The 14,591-nt window shown below is 56.3% G+C and carries 15 protein-coding genes; 8 read left to right on the forward strand and 7 right to left on the reverse strand.

Features of this window, described 5'->3' with window-relative positions; translation table 11 throughout:
* The first annotated feature begins 1 nt into the window (after position 1).
* Positions 2 to 1,090 (forward strand): ACR3 family arsenite efflux transporter, encoded by a 1,089-nt coding sequence (gene arsB / locus PROAA_RS01000; RefSeq protein WP_186409524.1) that lies wholly within the window; start codon positions 2 to 4, stop codon positions 1,088 to 1,090.
* Between the two features lie 80 nt (positions 1,091 to 1,170).
* Here the strand turns inward: arsB and icd are convergent, their stop codons facing one another.
* Positions 1,171 to 2,400, reverse strand: coding sequence for an NADP-dependent isocitrate dehydrogenase (gene icd / locus PROAA_RS01005; protein WP_186409525.1), 1,230 nt, complete (start codon positions 2,398 to 2,400; stop codon positions 1,171 to 1,173).
* 261 nt (positions 2,401 to 2,661) lie between these two features.
* Between icd and aceK the strand changes: the two genes are divergently transcribed.
* The gene (gene aceK / locus PROAA_RS01010; RefSeq protein ID WP_186409526.1) at positions 2,662 to 4,431 is read left to right on the forward strand and encodes a bifunctional isocitrate dehydrogenase kinase/phosphatase; all 1,770 of its coding nucleotides are present in this window, start codon (positions 2,662 to 2,664) and stop codon (positions 4,429 to 4,431) included.
* Between the two features lie 77 nt (positions 4,432 to 4,508).
* On the opposite strand, the gene rpmG is transcribed toward aceK, so the two are convergent.
* From rpmG to radC, 3 genes are all read right to left on the reverse strand, one after another.
* Entirely contained in the window at positions 4,509 to 4,664 is a 156-nt protein-coding gene (gene rpmG, locus PROAA_RS01015; protein ID WP_186409527.1) for a 50S ribosomal protein L33, read from the reverse strand.
* Positions 4,665 to 4,680: 16 nt separating this feature from the next.
* The gene (rpmB, locus tag PROAA_RS01020) at positions 4,681 to 4,914 is read right to left on the reverse strand and encodes a 50S ribosomal protein L28 (protein ID WP_186409528.1); all 234 of its coding nucleotides are present in this window, start codon (positions 4,912 to 4,914) and stop codon (positions 4,681 to 4,683) included.
* Between the two features lie 98 nt (positions 4,915 to 5,012).
* On the reverse strand, positions 5,013 to 5,690 hold the full coding sequence (gene radC / locus PROAA_RS01025) for a RadC family protein (protein WP_186409529.1): 678 nt from the start codon (positions 5,688 to 5,690) through the stop codon (positions 5,013 to 5,015).
* 62 nt (positions 5,691 to 5,752) lie between these two features.
* Here radC and coaBC point away from each other — a divergent pair, with 62 nt between their 5' ends.
* The 4 genes from coaBC to PROAA_RS01045 are packed head-to-tail and all read left to right on the forward strand — an operon-like array spanning position 5,753 to position 8,062.
* The gene (coaBC, locus tag PROAA_RS01030; protein ID WP_186409530.1) at positions 5,753 to 6,943 is read left to right on the forward strand and encodes a bifunctional phosphopantothenoylcysteine decarboxylase/phosphopantothenate--cysteine ligase CoaBC; all 1,191 of its coding nucleotides are present in this window, start codon (positions 5,753 to 5,755) and stop codon (positions 6,941 to 6,943) included.
* Positions 6,943 to 7,149: a hypothetical protein gene (locus tag PROAA_RS01035; protein ID WP_186409531.1), complete on the forward strand. Its 207-nt coding sequence runs from the start codon at positions 6,943 to 6,945 to the stop codon at positions 7,147 to 7,149. The genes coaBC and PROAA_RS01035 overlap by 1 nt, the downstream gene beginning before the upstream one ends.
* An 11-nt stretch (positions 7,150 to 7,160) precedes the next feature.
* Complete coding sequence (dut, locus tag PROAA_RS01040; protein ID WP_186409532.1) at positions 7,161 to 7,610, forward strand: dUTP diphosphatase; 450 nt, start codon at positions 7,161 to 7,163, stop codon at positions 7,608 to 7,610.
* A gap of 38 nt (positions 7,611 to 7,648) precedes the next feature.
* Entirely contained in the window at positions 7,649 to 8,062 is a 414-nt protein-coding gene (locus PROAA_RS01045; protein WP_186409533.1) for a secondary thiamine-phosphate synthase enzyme YjbQ, read from the forward strand.
* Positions 8,063 to 8,097: 35 nt separating this feature from the next.
* Here the strand turns inward: PROAA_RS01045 and pabB are convergent, their stop codons facing one another.
* The 3 genes from pabB to PROAA_RS01060 all read right to left on the reverse strand — a co-directional run bounded on the left by pabB (position 8,098) and on the right by PROAA_RS01060 (position 11,789).
* Complete coding sequence (gene pabB / locus PROAA_RS01050) at positions 8,098 to 9,882, reverse strand: aminodeoxychorismate synthase component I (protein WP_186409534.1); 1,785 nt, start codon at positions 9,880 to 9,882, stop codon at positions 8,098 to 8,100.
* A gap of 61 nt (positions 9,883 to 9,943) precedes the next feature.
* Positions 9,944 to 11,437, reverse strand: a complete 1,494-nt coding sequence (locus tag PROAA_RS01055) for a beta-barrel assembly-enhancing protease (RefSeq protein WP_186409535.1) — start codon at positions 11,435 to 11,437, stop codon at positions 9,944 to 9,946.
* 148 nt (positions 11,438 to 11,585) lie between these two features.
* A complete protein-coding gene (locus PROAA_RS01060) occupies positions 11,586 to 11,789 on the reverse strand; it encodes a cold-shock protein (RefSeq protein WP_186409536.1) in 204 nt (67 codons plus the stop codon).
* 232 nt (positions 11,790 to 12,021) lie between these two features.
* On the opposite strand from PROAA_RS01060, the gene clpS reads away from it, so the two are divergent.
* Together clpS and clpA are read left to right on the forward strand one after the other, a co-directional pair.
* Positions 12,022 to 12,330: an ATP-dependent Clp protease adapter ClpS gene (gene clpS, locus PROAA_RS01065; protein ID WP_186409537.1), complete on the forward strand. Its 309-nt coding sequence runs from the start codon at positions 12,022 to 12,024 to the stop codon at positions 12,328 to 12,330.
* A complete protein-coding gene (clpA, locus tag PROAA_RS01070) occupies positions 12,331 to 14,589 on the forward strand; it encodes an ATP-dependent Clp protease ATP-binding subunit ClpA (RefSeq protein ID WP_186409538.1) in 2,259 nt (752 codons plus the stop codon).
* The last annotated feature ends 2 nt before the right edge of the window (positions 14,590 to 14,591 follow it).

Consider the following 14,591-nt stretch of genomic DNA (forward strand, 5'->3'; position numbering starts at 1 on the left):
TATGCGCGCCGTCACAAGAAAACTCTCGTTCCTCGACAGGTATCTCACCGTCTGGATTTTCGCCGCCATGGCGCTCGGCGTCGGTCTCGGTTTTTCCGTTCCGGGGATCGAGGATTTCATCAACAGCTTCCAGGTCGGCACAACCAACATGCCGATTGCCATCGGGCTGATCCTGATGATGTACCCGCCCTTCGCCAAGGTGCGTTACGAAGAACTGCCCGACGTATTCCGCGACACGAAGGTGCTGGGGCTGTCGCTGGTACAGAACTGGATCGTCGGGCCGGTCCTGATGTTCATTCTGGCGATCATATTCCTGCAGGACCAGCCGGAATACATGGTCGGCCTGATCATGATCGGACTGGCACGTTGCATTGCCATGGTGATTGTGTGGAACGAACTGGCCAAGGGCTCCACCGAGTATGCCGCTGGCCTGGTGGCCTTCAACTCGATCTTTCAGGTGCTGTTCTTCAGCGTCTATGCCTGGCTGTTCATCACTGTGCTGCCACCGCTCTTTGGCCTCACTGGAGCAGTTATCGACATCTCGATCGGGCAGATTGCGGAGAGCGTCTTCATCTATCTGGGCATCCCGTGCCTTGCCGGAGTGCTGACGCGCGTGATCATGCTGCGTTTTGTGACCAAGGACTGGTATCACTCCCGTTTCGTTCCGAAGATCGGGCCGATCACCCTGACCGCGCTGCTGTTCACCATCGTCGTCATGTTCAGCCTGAAGGGCAAGCTGATCGTCAGCATTCCGCTGGACGTGGTGCGTATCGCCATCCCGTTGCTGATCTATTTCGTCGTGATGTTCATCTTTTCGTTCTTCGTGAGCAAGCGCCTGGGAGCCAATTACGAAAAGTGCGCGACCCTCTCATTCACCGCGGCCAGCAACAACTTCGAACTGGCGATCGCCGTTGCCGTCGCGGTTTATGGCATCGACTCGGGCGTCGCGTTTGCCGCGGTGATCGGCCCACTGGTTGAAGTGCCGGTGATGATCGGCCTGGTCAATGTGGCGCTCCTGTTTCAAAGGAAGTACTTCGCCACGGCTTTGGCAGGAACCCCGGTATCGGATCACGGAAAACAGAGAGCCTGACTTGAATTCTGTGACCATGAAGCCCGAAAAAAAGCCTCCGACAACGGAGGCTTTTTTGCTAACGCCAGAAGCGCTACAAACTACATGCGAACGATCATTGCGTCGCCAAACTCCGAGCAGGACACCTCGGTTGCGCCTTCCATCAAACGGGCGAAGTCGTAAGTCACGACCTTGTCGCCGATCGCCGCTTCCATGGACCTGATGAGCAGGTCGGCTGCTTCCATCCAACCGAGATGGCGCAACATCATTTCGGCGGAAAGAATCAGCGAGCCGGGGTTGACCTTGTCCAGGCCAGCGTACTTCGGCGCCGTACCGTGCGTGGCTTCAAAACAGGCGTACTTGTCGGAGATATTGGCGCCCGGGGCGATGCCGATGCCGCCGACCTGCGCGGCCAGTGCGTCGGAAATGTAATCCCCGTTGAGATTGAGCGTGGCGATCACATCGTATTCTGCCGGGCGCAGCAGAATCTGCTGCAGGAAAGCGTCGGCAATGGAATCCTTGATGATGATGCCGTTTGGCAGTTTGAGCCATGGGCCACCGTCGATCTCGACGCCGCCGAATTCGTTCTTGGCCAGCGCATAGGCCCAGTCACGGAAAGCACCTTCGGTGAATTTCATGATGTTGCCTTTGTGCACAATCGTCACCGATTTGCGCTTGTTGGCAATTGCGTAATTGATTGCCGCACGCACCAGCCGCTCGGTGCCCTCCTTGGATACCGGCTTGACGCCAATACCTGATGTTTCCGGGAAACGGATCTTGCTGACGCCCATTTCTTCCTGGAGGAACTTGATGACCTTCTTGCATGGTTCGGAGCCGGACTCCCATTCAACGCCGGCGTAGATGTCCTCGGTATTCTCGCGGTAGATGACCATATTGATCAGCTCCGGATGCTTGACTGGCGAAGGCACGCCCCTGAAGTACTGTACCGGACGCACGCACTGGAACAGGTCAAGTTCCTGACGCAAGGCCACGTTCAGCGAGCGGATGCCGCCGCCAACCGGCGTCGTCATCGGGCCTTTGATCGAAACGGAGTATTCCTTGAGGGTGGCAAGCGTTTCGGCTGACAACCAGACGTCGGCTCCGTACATCGTCGTCGACTTCTCACCGGCATACACTTCCATCCAGTGAATCTTCTTCTTCCCGCCATACGCCTTTTCAATCGCAGCATCGACCACCTTGATCATCACCGGCGTGATGTCAACGCCAATTCCATCGCCTTCGATAAACGGGATAATCGGATTATCCGGAATGCTTTCACCGGGAACGATCTTTTGGCCGCCCTGCGGAATCTTGATCAGACTTTCGCTCATGTTTACTCCAATAATGTGATTTGTTTATGCCCTGGTCGCGTGCCCGAAAATCAGCCAACTCGCGTTGTTGGCATTTGCTGCAGACTTGAAAGTTAATCGATGCAGCGTGATCAATCGTAAACGCTGTCTTCAGTTGGCACAGGGCGCAATTATGGCGGAAAAACCGGCGTTTCGCCAGCATTCCGTTAATCTCGATTGTCATACTTACTTGTGGTGCAGTTAGTGCTACAATTTCTGGCTCCCAAATCACGGTCAACAAAGATGGTAGATTTTTTCGACGAACACCCCCCCTCCCTTCTAATTGCGAAAGCAATGATCGAGGGCTTCAACCGCCACTATCGATTGTTTCGCGAGTACGGTCAGCGGGCGAAAGAGCTTTTTGAAGAAGGTGACTGGAAAGGCGTGCAGGATGCCGTCCGTGAGCGCATCCACTCTTACGACAACCGATCGACAGAAACCGCCAAACTCATCGAAGCCCGGTACGGCACCGATTCGCTCGACGACGCAATCTTGCAACAACTAAAGCTGCATTACATTGGCCAGTTGATCAATCACAAGCAGCCTGAACTCGCGGAAACATTCTTCAACTCGGTTAGCTCACGACTCCTGCACCGGACCTATTTTCACAACGACTACATCTTTGCCCGCCCGGCGCTATCCACCGAATACATTCTCTCTGACCCGCCCGTCTATGCAAGTTACTACCCAAGTCAACATGGACTGCGACAGACGATCAAGCAGATCATTCTCGATTTCGATTGGCAACGCCCCTTTGAAGACCTCGACCGGGATGTCGATTGTGCATTGCGCGCAGCGGCACAGTTTCTGGGGGGCTGGCCCAAAGCTGAAGCCAACGTTCAGATACAGGTGCTGCACTCCGCTTTTTACCGTAACAAGGGCGCCTATATTTTCGGCAAAGCCATCAACGGCCACATTGAGACTCCTTTTGCCGTACCCGTCCTGCACAACGCGGAAGGCAAACTGGTACTCGACACCCTGTTACTCGACCCAGCGAAGATCGTTACTCTTTTCTCGCTGTCCCGCGCCTACTTCATGGTCGATATGGAGGTGCCTTCAGGTTACGCTCAATTCCTGATCAGCATGCTGCCAAACAAGCCTCGATCGGAAATCTACACCATGCTTGGCCTCGGCAAGCAAGGTAAAACGATGTTCTTCCGCGACCTGCATGAGCATCTGCGTCACTCGCGGGACCAATTCATCATCGCACCGGGTGTCCCCGGAATGGTCATGCTGGTCTTCACGCTGCCCTCTTATCCTTATGTATTCAAGATGCTCCGAGACGTATTCGCGGCGACGAAGGAAGTTGATCACGACACGGTCAAGGCCAAGTACCTGATGGTCAAGAAAGTCGACCGTGTAGGCCGAATGGCAGACACGCTGGAATTTTCGGACGTCGCCTTTCCGAAAGACCGTTTTTCGGGCGAATTGCTCGAAAACTTGCGCACACACGTTCCTTCGCTGCTTGAAGAAGATGGCGATGATCTGGTTATCAAGCACCTCTATATCGAGCGTCGCATGACGCCACTGAACGTCTATCTCGACTCCGCAACGCCCGAACAGATCGACCACGCCGTCTTTGAATATGGCAATGCCATTCGCGAACTGGCCAGCGCCAACATATTTCCTGGCGACATGTTGTGGAAGAATTTCGGCATGACCAGCTACAAACGGGTGGTGTTCTACGATTACGATGAAATCGAATACATGACCGACTGCAACTTCCGCGTGATCCCCGAAGCTCCGTACCCGGAAATGGAAATGTCCAGTGAGCCTTGGTATTCAGTGGGAAAGAACGATGTTTTCCCCGAGGAATTTGCCTCCTTCCTGCTCGGGTCGCCCAAAGTGCGCACAGCTTTTCTCAAATACCACCGCTATCTTCTGAATGCAAAGTTCTGGAAAGCAGCACAGGATAAAATCCGTTCGGGTTACCTTGAAGATTTCTTTCCCTATCCTGAAGAATTGCGTTTCTGCAATGCGTTCAAGGATGCGTTCCCGGAAGAAGCGCCCTAAAGAAGCTCCCTCGACAGGCAAAAAAAACCTCGCTCAATAGGCGAGGTTCGTTTCGCTTCGGGCATCACCCCGTCGTCTTATTTCAGCTTGATTTCCTTGTACGCAACGTGCTTGCGCACCTTGGGGTCGTACTTCTTGATTTCCATCTTTTCGGGCATGGTCTTCTTGTTCTTGGTCGTGGTGTAGAAATGACCGGTGCCGGCGGTCGATTCGAGTTTGATCTTTTCGCGCATGGCTTAAGTTCCCTGGTCAGATCTCGCCGCGTGCGCGCAGGTCAGCGAGCACGACGTCGATACCGTTCTTGTCGATGGTGCGCAGTCCGGCGTTCGATACTCGCAGGCGCACCCAGTGGTTTTCGCTCTCTACCCAGAAGCGGCGGTACTGCAGATTCGGCAGGAAGCGGCGCTTGGTTCGATTGTTGGCATGGGAAACATTGTTCCCGACCATCGGGCCTTTGCCCGTCACTTGGCAGACTCGCGCCATGATTGTTGCTCCAGTTGTGCTTGGGATGAAGGTCGGGGATTCTAGCTCAAAACAAGGGCTTGCCTCAAGTTAATTGTGCGATGCGATTTGTGAGCGGCCTATAGCAACCCGCGTTCGGCAAACGACAGGGGCTGGTTTTGTCCGGCCACGATGAAGTGATCCAGAACTCGCACGTCAACCAGGGCCAGCGCCTGCTTGAGCTCCCGCGTCAGCAACTGGTCGGCGTTGGAAGGTTCGGCGACGCCGGAGGGATGATTGTGCGCCAGAACCACCGCAGCAGCGTTGTGCCACAGCGCTTTCTTGACCACCTCGCGCGGATAGACACTGGTTTGCGTCAGCGTGCCGTGGAACAGCTCTTCGGCGGCGATCAGGCAGTTTTGAGCGTCCAGCCACAGCGCGAGAAAGACCTCATGCGCCAGCCCGGCCAGATGCAGGCGCAGATAATCGCGCACTGCAGCCGGCGTCGAGAAAGCATTGCTCCGCTTCATTTCCTCGGCCAGAGCCCGGCGCGACATTTCAAGAACAGCCTGCAACTGGGCGTATTTGGCTGGCCCCATGCCGGATATGGCGGAGAAATCGTCTCGAGTCGCCGAGAACAGGCGATTCAGGCTGCCGAAATGCTGGATCAACTCGCGAGCCAGATCAACCGCACTCTTTCCCTTCATGCCGACTCGCAGAAAGATAGCCAGCAATTCAGCGTCGGTCAGTGCCGCGGCGCCTTGCGCCAGCAAGCGTTCACGCGGGCGTTCGTTTTCCGGCCAGTCGGTAATTGCCATTTTGCAATCTCGGTTAGAATGTTCCGTCTGGCATTCTATCGCCAAGCTCTCGGGTCATTCGCATGGAATTGAAAGATCGACGTATTGCTCTCGGCATCACCGGCGGAATTGCTGCCTACAAGGCGGCCGAACTGGTTCGATTGCTGATCAAGGAGGGCGCCACTGTGCAGGTGGTAATGACCGAGGCAGCCACCCACTTCGTAACGCCTGTCACCTTCCAGGCGCTCTCCGGCAGACCTGTATTCAGCGACCAATGGGATGCGCGTATGGCCAACAACATGGCGCACATCGATCTGTCGCGCGAAGCCGACGTTCTGCTCGTCGCACCGGCTTCGGCCGATTTTCTTGCCAAGCTGGCCAACGGGTTGGCTGACGATCTGCTGAGCACACTTGCTCTGGCACGTGACTGCCCGCTGCTGGCGGCACCGGCGATGAACCGGCAGATGTGGGAGAACGCGGCAACGCAACGCAATATCGCCACGCTGATTGACGATGGCATTAACATATTTGGCCCGGACTGCGGCGATCAGGCCTGTGGAGAGAACGGCCAGGGTCGCATGATCGAGCCGGCAGAAATCGGGGCCCGATTGATTGCCCACTTCCAGCCCAAACGACTCAATGGCAAGAAGGTTCTGCTGACCGCCGGGCCGACCTTCGAAGCCATCGATCCGGTTCGCGGCATCACCAATCTGTCGAGCGGAAAAATGGGTTTTGCCTTGGCCCGCGCGGCGCAGGAAGCCGGAGCCAAGGTTACCCTGGTCAGCGGCCCGGTCAGTCAGCCGACACCACCCGGAGTGAATCGCATCGACGTCATCAGCGCACTCGAAATGCACACTGCCGTCATGCAACATGCCGCCGCACAGGACGTATTCATCGGTGTCGCTGCAGTGGCCGACTACCGCCCGCAAGCCGTTGCCGAGCACAAAATCAAGAAAGACGGACAGAGTGCGCCGCCCATTGAACTGGTCCAGAATCCGGATATTCTGGCCGATGTCGCTGCCCTGCCCGCACCGCCGCTATGCGTCGGTTTCGCTGCCGAAAGCCGGAATCTGGCGGAATACGCGGAGAAAAAGCGCATGACAAAGAAGATACCGCTGATCGTCGGCAACCTGATTCAACACGGCTTCGGCGGCGACGACAACACCCTGACCCTGTTCGACGCAGATGGTGCAACCCCGCTTCCGCCTGGATCGAAACTGGAGTTGGCCAGGGCGCTCATCGGGCACATTGCCGCGCTGGTCGAGGGACGCTGATGCACTCGCAGCATAGTGACTCTGCTAAGGATTACGCGCGCGAGAAGACCCGTTACATCGTCGGTCGTGCAGCACTCAGACGCGCCAGCCGGACGATCCAGGACTGGCAGTTGGAAGAACAGGAGAAGGGTCAGCTTGCAAGACGCATCGCCATCTGCCTGCTTATCGTTGTGCTTCTTGGCGTTGCCCTATCCATCTTCATCTGACAGGAAACAACATGCATCGCATCGACGTTCGTCTCCTCGACTCTCGACTCAAGGACAACCCGCCGCACTACGCCACTCCCGGTTCAGCCGGACTGGATCTACGCGCCTGCATCGAGGCTCCGGTGAAAATCCACCCCGGCGACACCATGCTGATTCCAACGGGCATCGCCATTCATCTCGCCGACCCCGGACTGGCGGCAATGATTCTGCCGCGTTCCGGCCTGGGTCATAAACACGGCATTGTGCTCGGCAATCTGGTGGGATTGATCGACTCCGACTACCAGGGCGAAATCATGGTATCCACCTGGAATCGAGGCAAAGAGAGCTTCACGCTCAATCCGCTTGACCGTCTGGCGCAACTCGTTATCGTTCCGGTAATGCAGGTTGCATTCGACGTGGTTGACGAGTTCACCATCAGCACGCGTGGCTCCGGCGGCTTCGGCAGTACTGGAAAATCCTGATAACGCATTCATGCAGCCAACAGGCAAAGGAAGAAGACGTGCCGCATCAACAGACCATTGAGGCATCCACAAACGGTCGGGGAACGACGGAAATTACCGCTGAGGTCGCCAGGATCGTCCGCGCTTCGCACATCGAAACCGGTCTGGTCAATGTTTTTGTTCTGCATACGAGTTGCTCGGTCATTCTTACCGAAAATGCCGATCCGACGGTGCGCAGGGATCTTGAAACACTTGCGCTGCGCTGGGCGCCCGACGGCGACTCCGCGTATCGACACGACAGCGAAGGTGATGACGACATGGCGGCGCATGGCAGAAACATTCTGGCGGGCAGCTCAATCACGGTGCCGGTAAGCAACGGCGACCTCAAGCTGGGAACCTGGCAAGGTATCTATTTGTGGGAACACCGGACTTTCTCCCATCGCCGAAGAATCGTCGTGACCGTCATCGGCTGACGGTTCGGAGAAGACCTGTCACCCTCGCCGACACTTCAGGTCTGCAGGCTCACCGAAACCAGCCCGCGCAAGCTGTTTGCCAGGTAGATCGGCGACGCACTGAGCAAGTCGTCCCGATCCAGGACGCACTCGACGGCGCGCCCCGTTTCAAGAAGCTGCCGGCGCATGACGCCCGGAAGCAGTCCACAAGACAACGGCGGCGTCAGCAGAACGCCACCGCGCTCTACAAATACGTTGCTGCGCGCGCCCTCGCACACTTCTTCACGCGTATTGAGAAAAATCGCATCGAACACATCCGGGCATGCGGCCAGCCGGGCCAGGGCCCGATCATACATGCCGCGCGCGCTGGTCTTGTGGCGCAGAAGGTAGTTCTCGGCATCCACGCGTTCGTCCGCTACAACTACCTTCCATGATTGAATGCCGTCATCCATCGAAGTAAGGCTGATCAGATAGTGGCCGTTGTGGGAAAGAGTCAAACGAACCCGGAAAATACCGGTTGTCTGAGCCGATGCCTGCTCCGACAGACTCGCCGCAATCGACGAGACATCACACGCAAAGCCCAGGGCAAACGCCGAAGCCTTAAGCCGCTCCAGATGGAAGTCCAGAAGACGATACGCCCCGTGCTCCAAACGCATGGTTTCAATGAGCTTGAAACCAGGGTCAAAGCCCGTGAGAAACTGCGATTTCAGGAGGCATTCGGCATATTCGCGTTCGGGCTCCGAATCAATGACGACGCCGCTACCGACGCCGAGGCGAGCCCGCCCATCAGGGGCAAGCGCAAGCGTCCGAATCGCTACATTGAAACGACAATCGCCGTTAGGCGCCATCCAGCCCAGCGACCCCGTGTAGATGCCGCGCGGAGAGTCCTCCAACTCCGAGATACGCTGCATGGCGCGAATTTTCGGAGCGCCGGTAATCGAACCGCAAGGAAATAGCGCCCGGAACAAGTCATAGAGGCACACATCGGGCAGCTCTGCCGAAACTGTCGATACGACCTGCCACAGAGTCGGATAGGCTTCAACTTCGCACAAGGATTCAACCCGCACCTTGCCGGGCAACGCCAGCTTCCCCAGATCGTTACGCAGCAGGTCGACGATCATGATGTTCTCGGCGCGCTCCTTCTCCGACGCCAGCAATTCATTGCGCCTCACAACATCGTCTGACGGCGACGCACCACGTTGAGTGGTTCCCTTCATCGGGCGCGTAAGGACTCGACCGCCGATCCGCTCGAAAAACAGTTCAGGAGAAAAGGAAAGCAGTATTTCCTCTTGCGTGTCGATGTAAGCTCCATGACGCACCGGCTGGCGTTCGCGCAGTCGGGCGTATAGCGCCAGCGGATGGCCGTAGAGCCTGAAATCGATCGGGAAGGTGAGATTGATCTGGTAGCAATCGCCGTCGGCAATCCAGCGCCTTATCTGCTCGACCTTTGACGCATGTTCTTCAGCATCGAGGGCCGCCACAAGGTCGGCCACCCCCACAACCCGATCCTGTTCGGAAACGCCAGCCAGCTGCTCACTGAAAAACGCTTCGAGCGCCGCCGGGTCAAGCTGCCGGGCCTGACCAAACACCCAACCCCGCAACAACGGGCGCCCGGTTTTCGGCAAGGTGCTGGCGGGCTCGAAACACCCGCCAAGCGCATAGTCCGCAGCAAGAGCTACCCATTCGCCCTGCCTTGCAGCCGCTTCAAATGCGGAAAATACCGACGCCAAATCATCGCGGCGTTCATCATCGCCATCGAAAATGATCGCTCGTCGATACTCCGACAAAAGAATGGCATGACCGTTATCGCTGTCAAACAATGCGAAACGGCCATCGATCATGATCAGCGTTCAGTCTTGAAGAAACGGTTCTGCTGCCGGCAAGCTGTTGCTAGATGGATGTTCAACCGCCATCCTTTTTCAGCTTCGCCTCTTCGGCCAGCAACTTGCGCAATTCGCGGAGTCGCGCATCAGCGGCAGATTTTTCATAGAAATTGCCATCGGTTGCCTGCTGTGCGAACTGCAACTGCTCAACCGCCTGCCCGAGCTGCCCCTGCAGGAAATAGAACTCGGCTTGCGCCCGATGCTGCTGCAAGCGCCTGCCCAGGGCAGAATATGATCTGGCTTGCAGGCCATAGAGTTTGTAGTCAGAAAAACTGAGCTGCACTTGTGAATCCAGAAACTGCAAGGCCTGTTCGTACTGCCTCCCCGCATAAAGCGACTCGGCATACCCATAGACGAGCGACTTGGCCTGAGGAAAGCGTAACAGGGCATCGCGATAGATGTCCTGGGCAGCAGGCAAGTCCCCGGCGGCCGCCCTGATCTCGGCAGCCAGATCGGCAATAATTGGCGACGCCACCTTGAGGGCTTTGAGAGCGTCCATTTCACGCTGCGCAGCCGGAACGTCCTTGGCCCTCATGAAGGCAAAGGCGAGCCCGTACTGAGCGGCCGCCTGCGATGCATATTTCCTTTCCCGCAACAGGGTTTCAAACTCACTCACGGCCTCGCGTGGCGTACCCATCAGCGCGCGCAGCTTGGCGCGCACGAGATGAAAATCGAGGCTGCTGACAACCTGCCGATAGGGCGAGCTCTGCGCCCGGTTCTGCATATCGGAAATCCGTTCGATCGTCAGCGGATGCGTACGCAAATAGACGGGCGCATTGTTCTCGTAAACTCGCCCAGCCTTCTGCATGCGTTCGAAGAAATCGCTCATGCCACGAACATCGAAGCCGGCCTTCTCGAGGGTTCTATAGCCCGAGCGATCTGCCTCCCGCTCAAAATCCCGGCTGAACCCAAGCTGCGATTGAATCACGCCGGCCTGCACCGAAGATATTGTGGCCATGCCGATATTTGCATTGGCACGGGCAGCAAGCAGGCCAACGGCCATGGCGATCATGCTTGGAATCGTATTCTGCTTTTCCTTGGCGATCTGCCGGGCCAGATGGTTCTGCGTCACGTGCCCGATTTCGTGAGCAATCACGCCCGCCAGTTCCGACTCGGACTGTGCTGTAAGAATGGTTCCGGTATTTACGCCGATAAAGCCACCGAACATCGCGAACGCGTTTACCGTGTTGTCGCGAATGGCAAAAAAGTGAAAATCGCCAACCGGATTCGCACTGGCTTCAACAAGGCGGTGGCCCAGGCGATTGAGGTAGTCGTTGATTTCCGGATCGTCGACGTAGCTGGGTTCACGCAGTCGAATCTCGTTCATGATGCTCTCGCCGATCCGGCGCTCAACCTGCGGCGAAAAATCGGCACGCGCCGACTCTCCGAGATCCGGGAGCTCAGCGGCCCATGAATTCGGGAATCCCGAGACCGCTATTGCCACCGTCAGCTGCAAGACGGCACGGACTATGCGGAATAGCGAGCTGGAAAGGCAGAAGTTCACTATGTTCATGAATACAATTCCAAGTACATGCCGCAATGATACCGGACTCGATCGTATCGCCGTGTTTCCAGATGTTTCAGGCGTGCCCTGTCAAATTCGCTCGACGAAAAAAAACCCGCCAAAGGCGGGTTTTCTCGGCGCAGCTCTGAGACTAAGCTCAGGCACGCCCAATATTCGAAGCCTGCTTGCCCTTAGGACCCTGCGTAACGTCGAAGGAAACCTTCTCGCCCTCTTTGAGGGTCTTGAATCCGCCCATGGTGATCGCGGAAAAATGCGCAAAAAGATCTTCGCTGCCATCATCCGGAGTAATGAAACCGAAACCCTTGGCGTCATTGAACCACTTAACTGTACCTGTTGCCATATTGCTACTTCCTTGAAAAGAGACAAGATCCGGGCATCGCCCGACGTGCATGTTTGAAATTCAAATTAGGACTTGAACCAAAACATGAAGACTTTTTACGCTAGTTATGGTGGATGCGTCAAGCATTTTTGAACGCGAATGCCGGCACAGCGGGATTTGTACAACGAAAGAGGCAAACAAAGCGGTTCTAAAGTGGTTTTGCACATTCGAAAAGACTGGTTAGAATTGAATCATGGCAAAACAGCAGCAGGAAGGTTCCGTACTCGAGGCTAAACGCAGCAAGACCGCGCCGCCGCCGCTTTACACCGTACTGTTGCTCAACGACGATTTCACGCCAATGGAGTTTGTTGTTCTTGTGTTGCAGCGGTTTTTTTCCATGAACAGAGAACAAGCAATGCAAATCATGCTCAAAGTACATATCGAGGGGCGAGGCGTCTGTGGAGTTTATCCGCGTGATGTGGCCGCCACCAAGGTCGAGCAGGTTGCGATCTTCGCCAGGGAAAACCAGCATCCCCTGGCGTGTGTAATGGAGGAAAACTGAATGATTGCGCAAGAGCTTGAAGTCAGCCTGCACATGGCTTTTGTCGAGGCACGACAAAAGCGCCATGAGTTCATCACGGTCGAGCACCTTCTGCTTGCGCTGCTTGACAACACCTCAGCCGCCGAGACCTTGCGCGCCTGTGGCGGAAACATAGAACAGCTTCGCAAGGATTTGACCAAGTTCATCGTTGAGCACACGCCGACGGTCGACGGTGAAGACGATATCGATACGCAACCCACGCTCGGTTTTCAGCGCGTTATCCAACGCGCCATCCTGCATGTCCAGTCTTCCGGTAAGAAAGAGGTCAATGGCGCCAATGTCCTGGTCGCGATTTTTGGCGAAAAGGATTCACACGCGGCGTATTACCTGCAGAAACAGGGAATCGCCCGCCTTGATGTAGTCAATTACATTTCCCACGGCATCAGCAAGGTACCGCAAGGCACGGTGCGCAGCGAAAATGATGTTGAAACCGAAGGTGAAGCCCAGGTCGCCGCCGGGCCGCTGGAGAGCTACACCATCAATCTCAACGCACTTGCCCAGCAAGGCAAGATCGATCCTCTGATCGGGCGTGAAAAGGAACTTGAGCGGGTCATCCAGACACTCTGCCGTCGACGCAAGAACAACCCCTTGCTGGCAGGCGAAGCGGGGGTGGGCAAAACTGCCATTGCCGAGGGCCTTGCCCGTCGAATCGTTGAAAATAACGTGCCGGAGGTTCTCGAGAAGGCAAACGTCTACGCACTAGACATGGGCGCGCTGCTGGCGGGCACGAAGTATCGCGGCGACTTCGAGCAGCGCTTAAAAGGCGTTCTGAAGCAACTGAGCGAAAAACCCCAGGCCATTCTGTTCATCGACGAAATCCATACCCTGATTGGTGCCGGATCGGCTTCCGGCGGCACACTCGATGCGTCGAACCTGCTCAAACCGGCGCTTTCCAACGGCCAGCTCAAGTGCATCGGTGCGACAACCTACACCGAGTACCGCGGCATCTTCGAGAAAGACCACGCGTTGTCGCGTCGCTTCCAAAAAATCGACGTCAATGAACCTTCTATCGCCGAGACCATTGAAATTCTCAAGGGTCTAAAAACCCGCTTCGAGACGCACCACGGCATCAAGTACTCGGCTGCAGCGTTGACCTCGGCCGTTGAACTCTCGGTACGCTTCATCTCCGACCGCCACCTCCCGGACAAGGCCATCGATGTCATCGATGAAGCCGGTGCCGCACAACGCATTCTTCCCAAGTCCCGTCAGAAGAAGATGATTGGCAAGCAGGACATCGAAGAGATCGTGGCCAAGATCGCACGCATTCCCTCGACGCACGTCTCGACCGATGACCGCAGTTCGCTGAAGAACCTTGACCGCGATCTCAAAGCGGTAGTCTTTGGACAGGAGGCAGCCATCGATGCTCTGACCAGGGCGATCAAGATGGCACGTTCGGGACTGGGCAATCCAACCAAGCCGATTGGCTGCTTCCTGTTTTCCGGCCCCACTGGCGTCGGCAAAACCGAAGTGGCCAAACAGCTCGCCTACTGCCTCGGCAATGAATTATTGCGTTATGACATGTCGGAGTACATGGAACGCCATGCGGTTTCAAGGTTGATCGGCGCGCCACCGGGCTATGTCGGTTTCGAGCAGGGCGGGCAATTGACTGAGGCAGTCACCAAGAAGCCTTATTGCGTACTGTTGCTTGACGAGATCGAAAAAGCCCACCCGGATATTTACAACATCCTGTTGCAGGTGATGGACCATGGCACCCTGACGGACAACAACGGCCGCAAGACTGATTTTCGCAACGCGGTCATCATCATGACCACCAATGCCGGTCAGGAATCCATTCAAAAAACCAGTATGGGCTTTACCAATGTCAAGACGGCAGGCGACGAGATGGTCGAAATAAAACGACTGTTCACGCCCGAGTTCCGCAACCGGCTCGACGCCACCATTTCCTTCAAGGCACTTGACCACGACATTATTCTGCGCGTGGTCGACAAGTTCCTTATCCAGCTTGAGGAACAGTTGCATGAGAAGAAGGTGGAAGCCACCTTCACCGATCGGCTGAAGGAACACCTTGCCGCCCATGGATTCGATCCACTGATGGGCGCACGCCCCATGGCGCGCCTGATTCAGGACACCATCCGCTCGGCGCTGGCTGACGAATTGCTGTTCGGACGCTTGACCAGCGGCGGTCAGGTAACGGTCGATCTGGACGAAGAGGACAAGGTAAGACTGGTTTTTGAAGAAGAAGCCGAAGCGGTCGTTTGACT

The sequence above is a fragment of the Candidatus Propionivibrio aalborgensis genome (assembly GCF_900089945.1).
GTDB lineage: Bacteria > Pseudomonadota > Gammaproteobacteria > Burkholderiales > Rhodocyclaceae > Propionivibrio > Propionivibrio aalborgensis.

Excerpts from the sequence above, each read along its gene's own strand:
- arsB (WP_186409524.1), top strand. The coding sequence starts at position 2 with ATGCGCGCCGTCACAAGAAAACTCTCGTTCCTCGACAGGTATCTCACC.
- icd (WP_186409525.1), bottom strand. The coding sequence starts at position 2,400 with ATGAGCGAAAGTCTGATCAAGATTCCGCAGGGCGGCCAAAAGATCGTT.
- aceK (WP_186409526.1), top strand. The coding sequence starts at position 2,662 with ATGGTAGATTTTTTCGACGAACACCCCCCCTCCCTTCTAATTGCGAAA.
- rpmG (WP_186409527.1), bottom strand. The coding sequence starts at position 4,664 with ATGCGCGAAAAGATCAAACTCGAATCGACCGCCGGCACCGGTCATTTC.
- rpmB (WP_186409528.1), bottom strand. The coding sequence starts at position 4,914 with ATGGCGCGAGTCTGCCAAGTGACGGGCAAAGGCCCGATGGTCGGGAAC.
- radC (WP_186409529.1), bottom strand. The coding sequence starts at position 5,690 with ATGGCAATTACCGACTGGCCGGAAAACGAACGCCCGCGTGAACGCTTG.
- coaBC (WP_186409530.1), top strand. The coding sequence starts at position 5,753 with ATGGAATTGAAAGATCGACGTATTGCTCTCGGCATCACCGGCGGAATT.
- PROAA_RS01035 (WP_186409531.1), top strand. The coding sequence starts at position 6,943 with ATGCACTCGCAGCATAGTGACTCTGCTAAGGATTACGCGCGCGAGAAG.
- dut (WP_186409532.1), top strand. The coding sequence starts at position 7,161 with ATGCATCGCATCGACGTTCGTCTCCTCGACTCTCGACTCAAGGACAAC.
- pabB (WP_186409534.1), bottom strand. The coding sequence starts at position 9,882 with ATGATCGATGGCCGTTTCGCATTGTTTGACAGCGATAACGGTCATGCC.
- PROAA_RS01055 (WP_186409535.1), bottom strand. The coding sequence starts at position 11,437 with ATGAACATAGTGAACTTCTGCCTTTCCAGCTCGCTATTCCGCATAGTC.
- PROAA_RS01060 (WP_186409536.1), bottom strand. The coding sequence starts at position 11,789 with ATGGCAACAGGTACAGTTAAGTGGTTCAATGACGCCAAGGGTTTCGGT.
- clpS (WP_186409537.1), top strand. The coding sequence starts at position 12,022 with ATGGCAAAACAGCAGCAGGAAGGTTCCGTACTCGAGGCTAAACGCAGC.
- clpA (WP_186409538.1), top strand. The coding sequence starts at position 12,331 with ATGATTGCGCAAGAGCTTGAAGTCAGCCTGCACATGGCTTTTGTCGAG.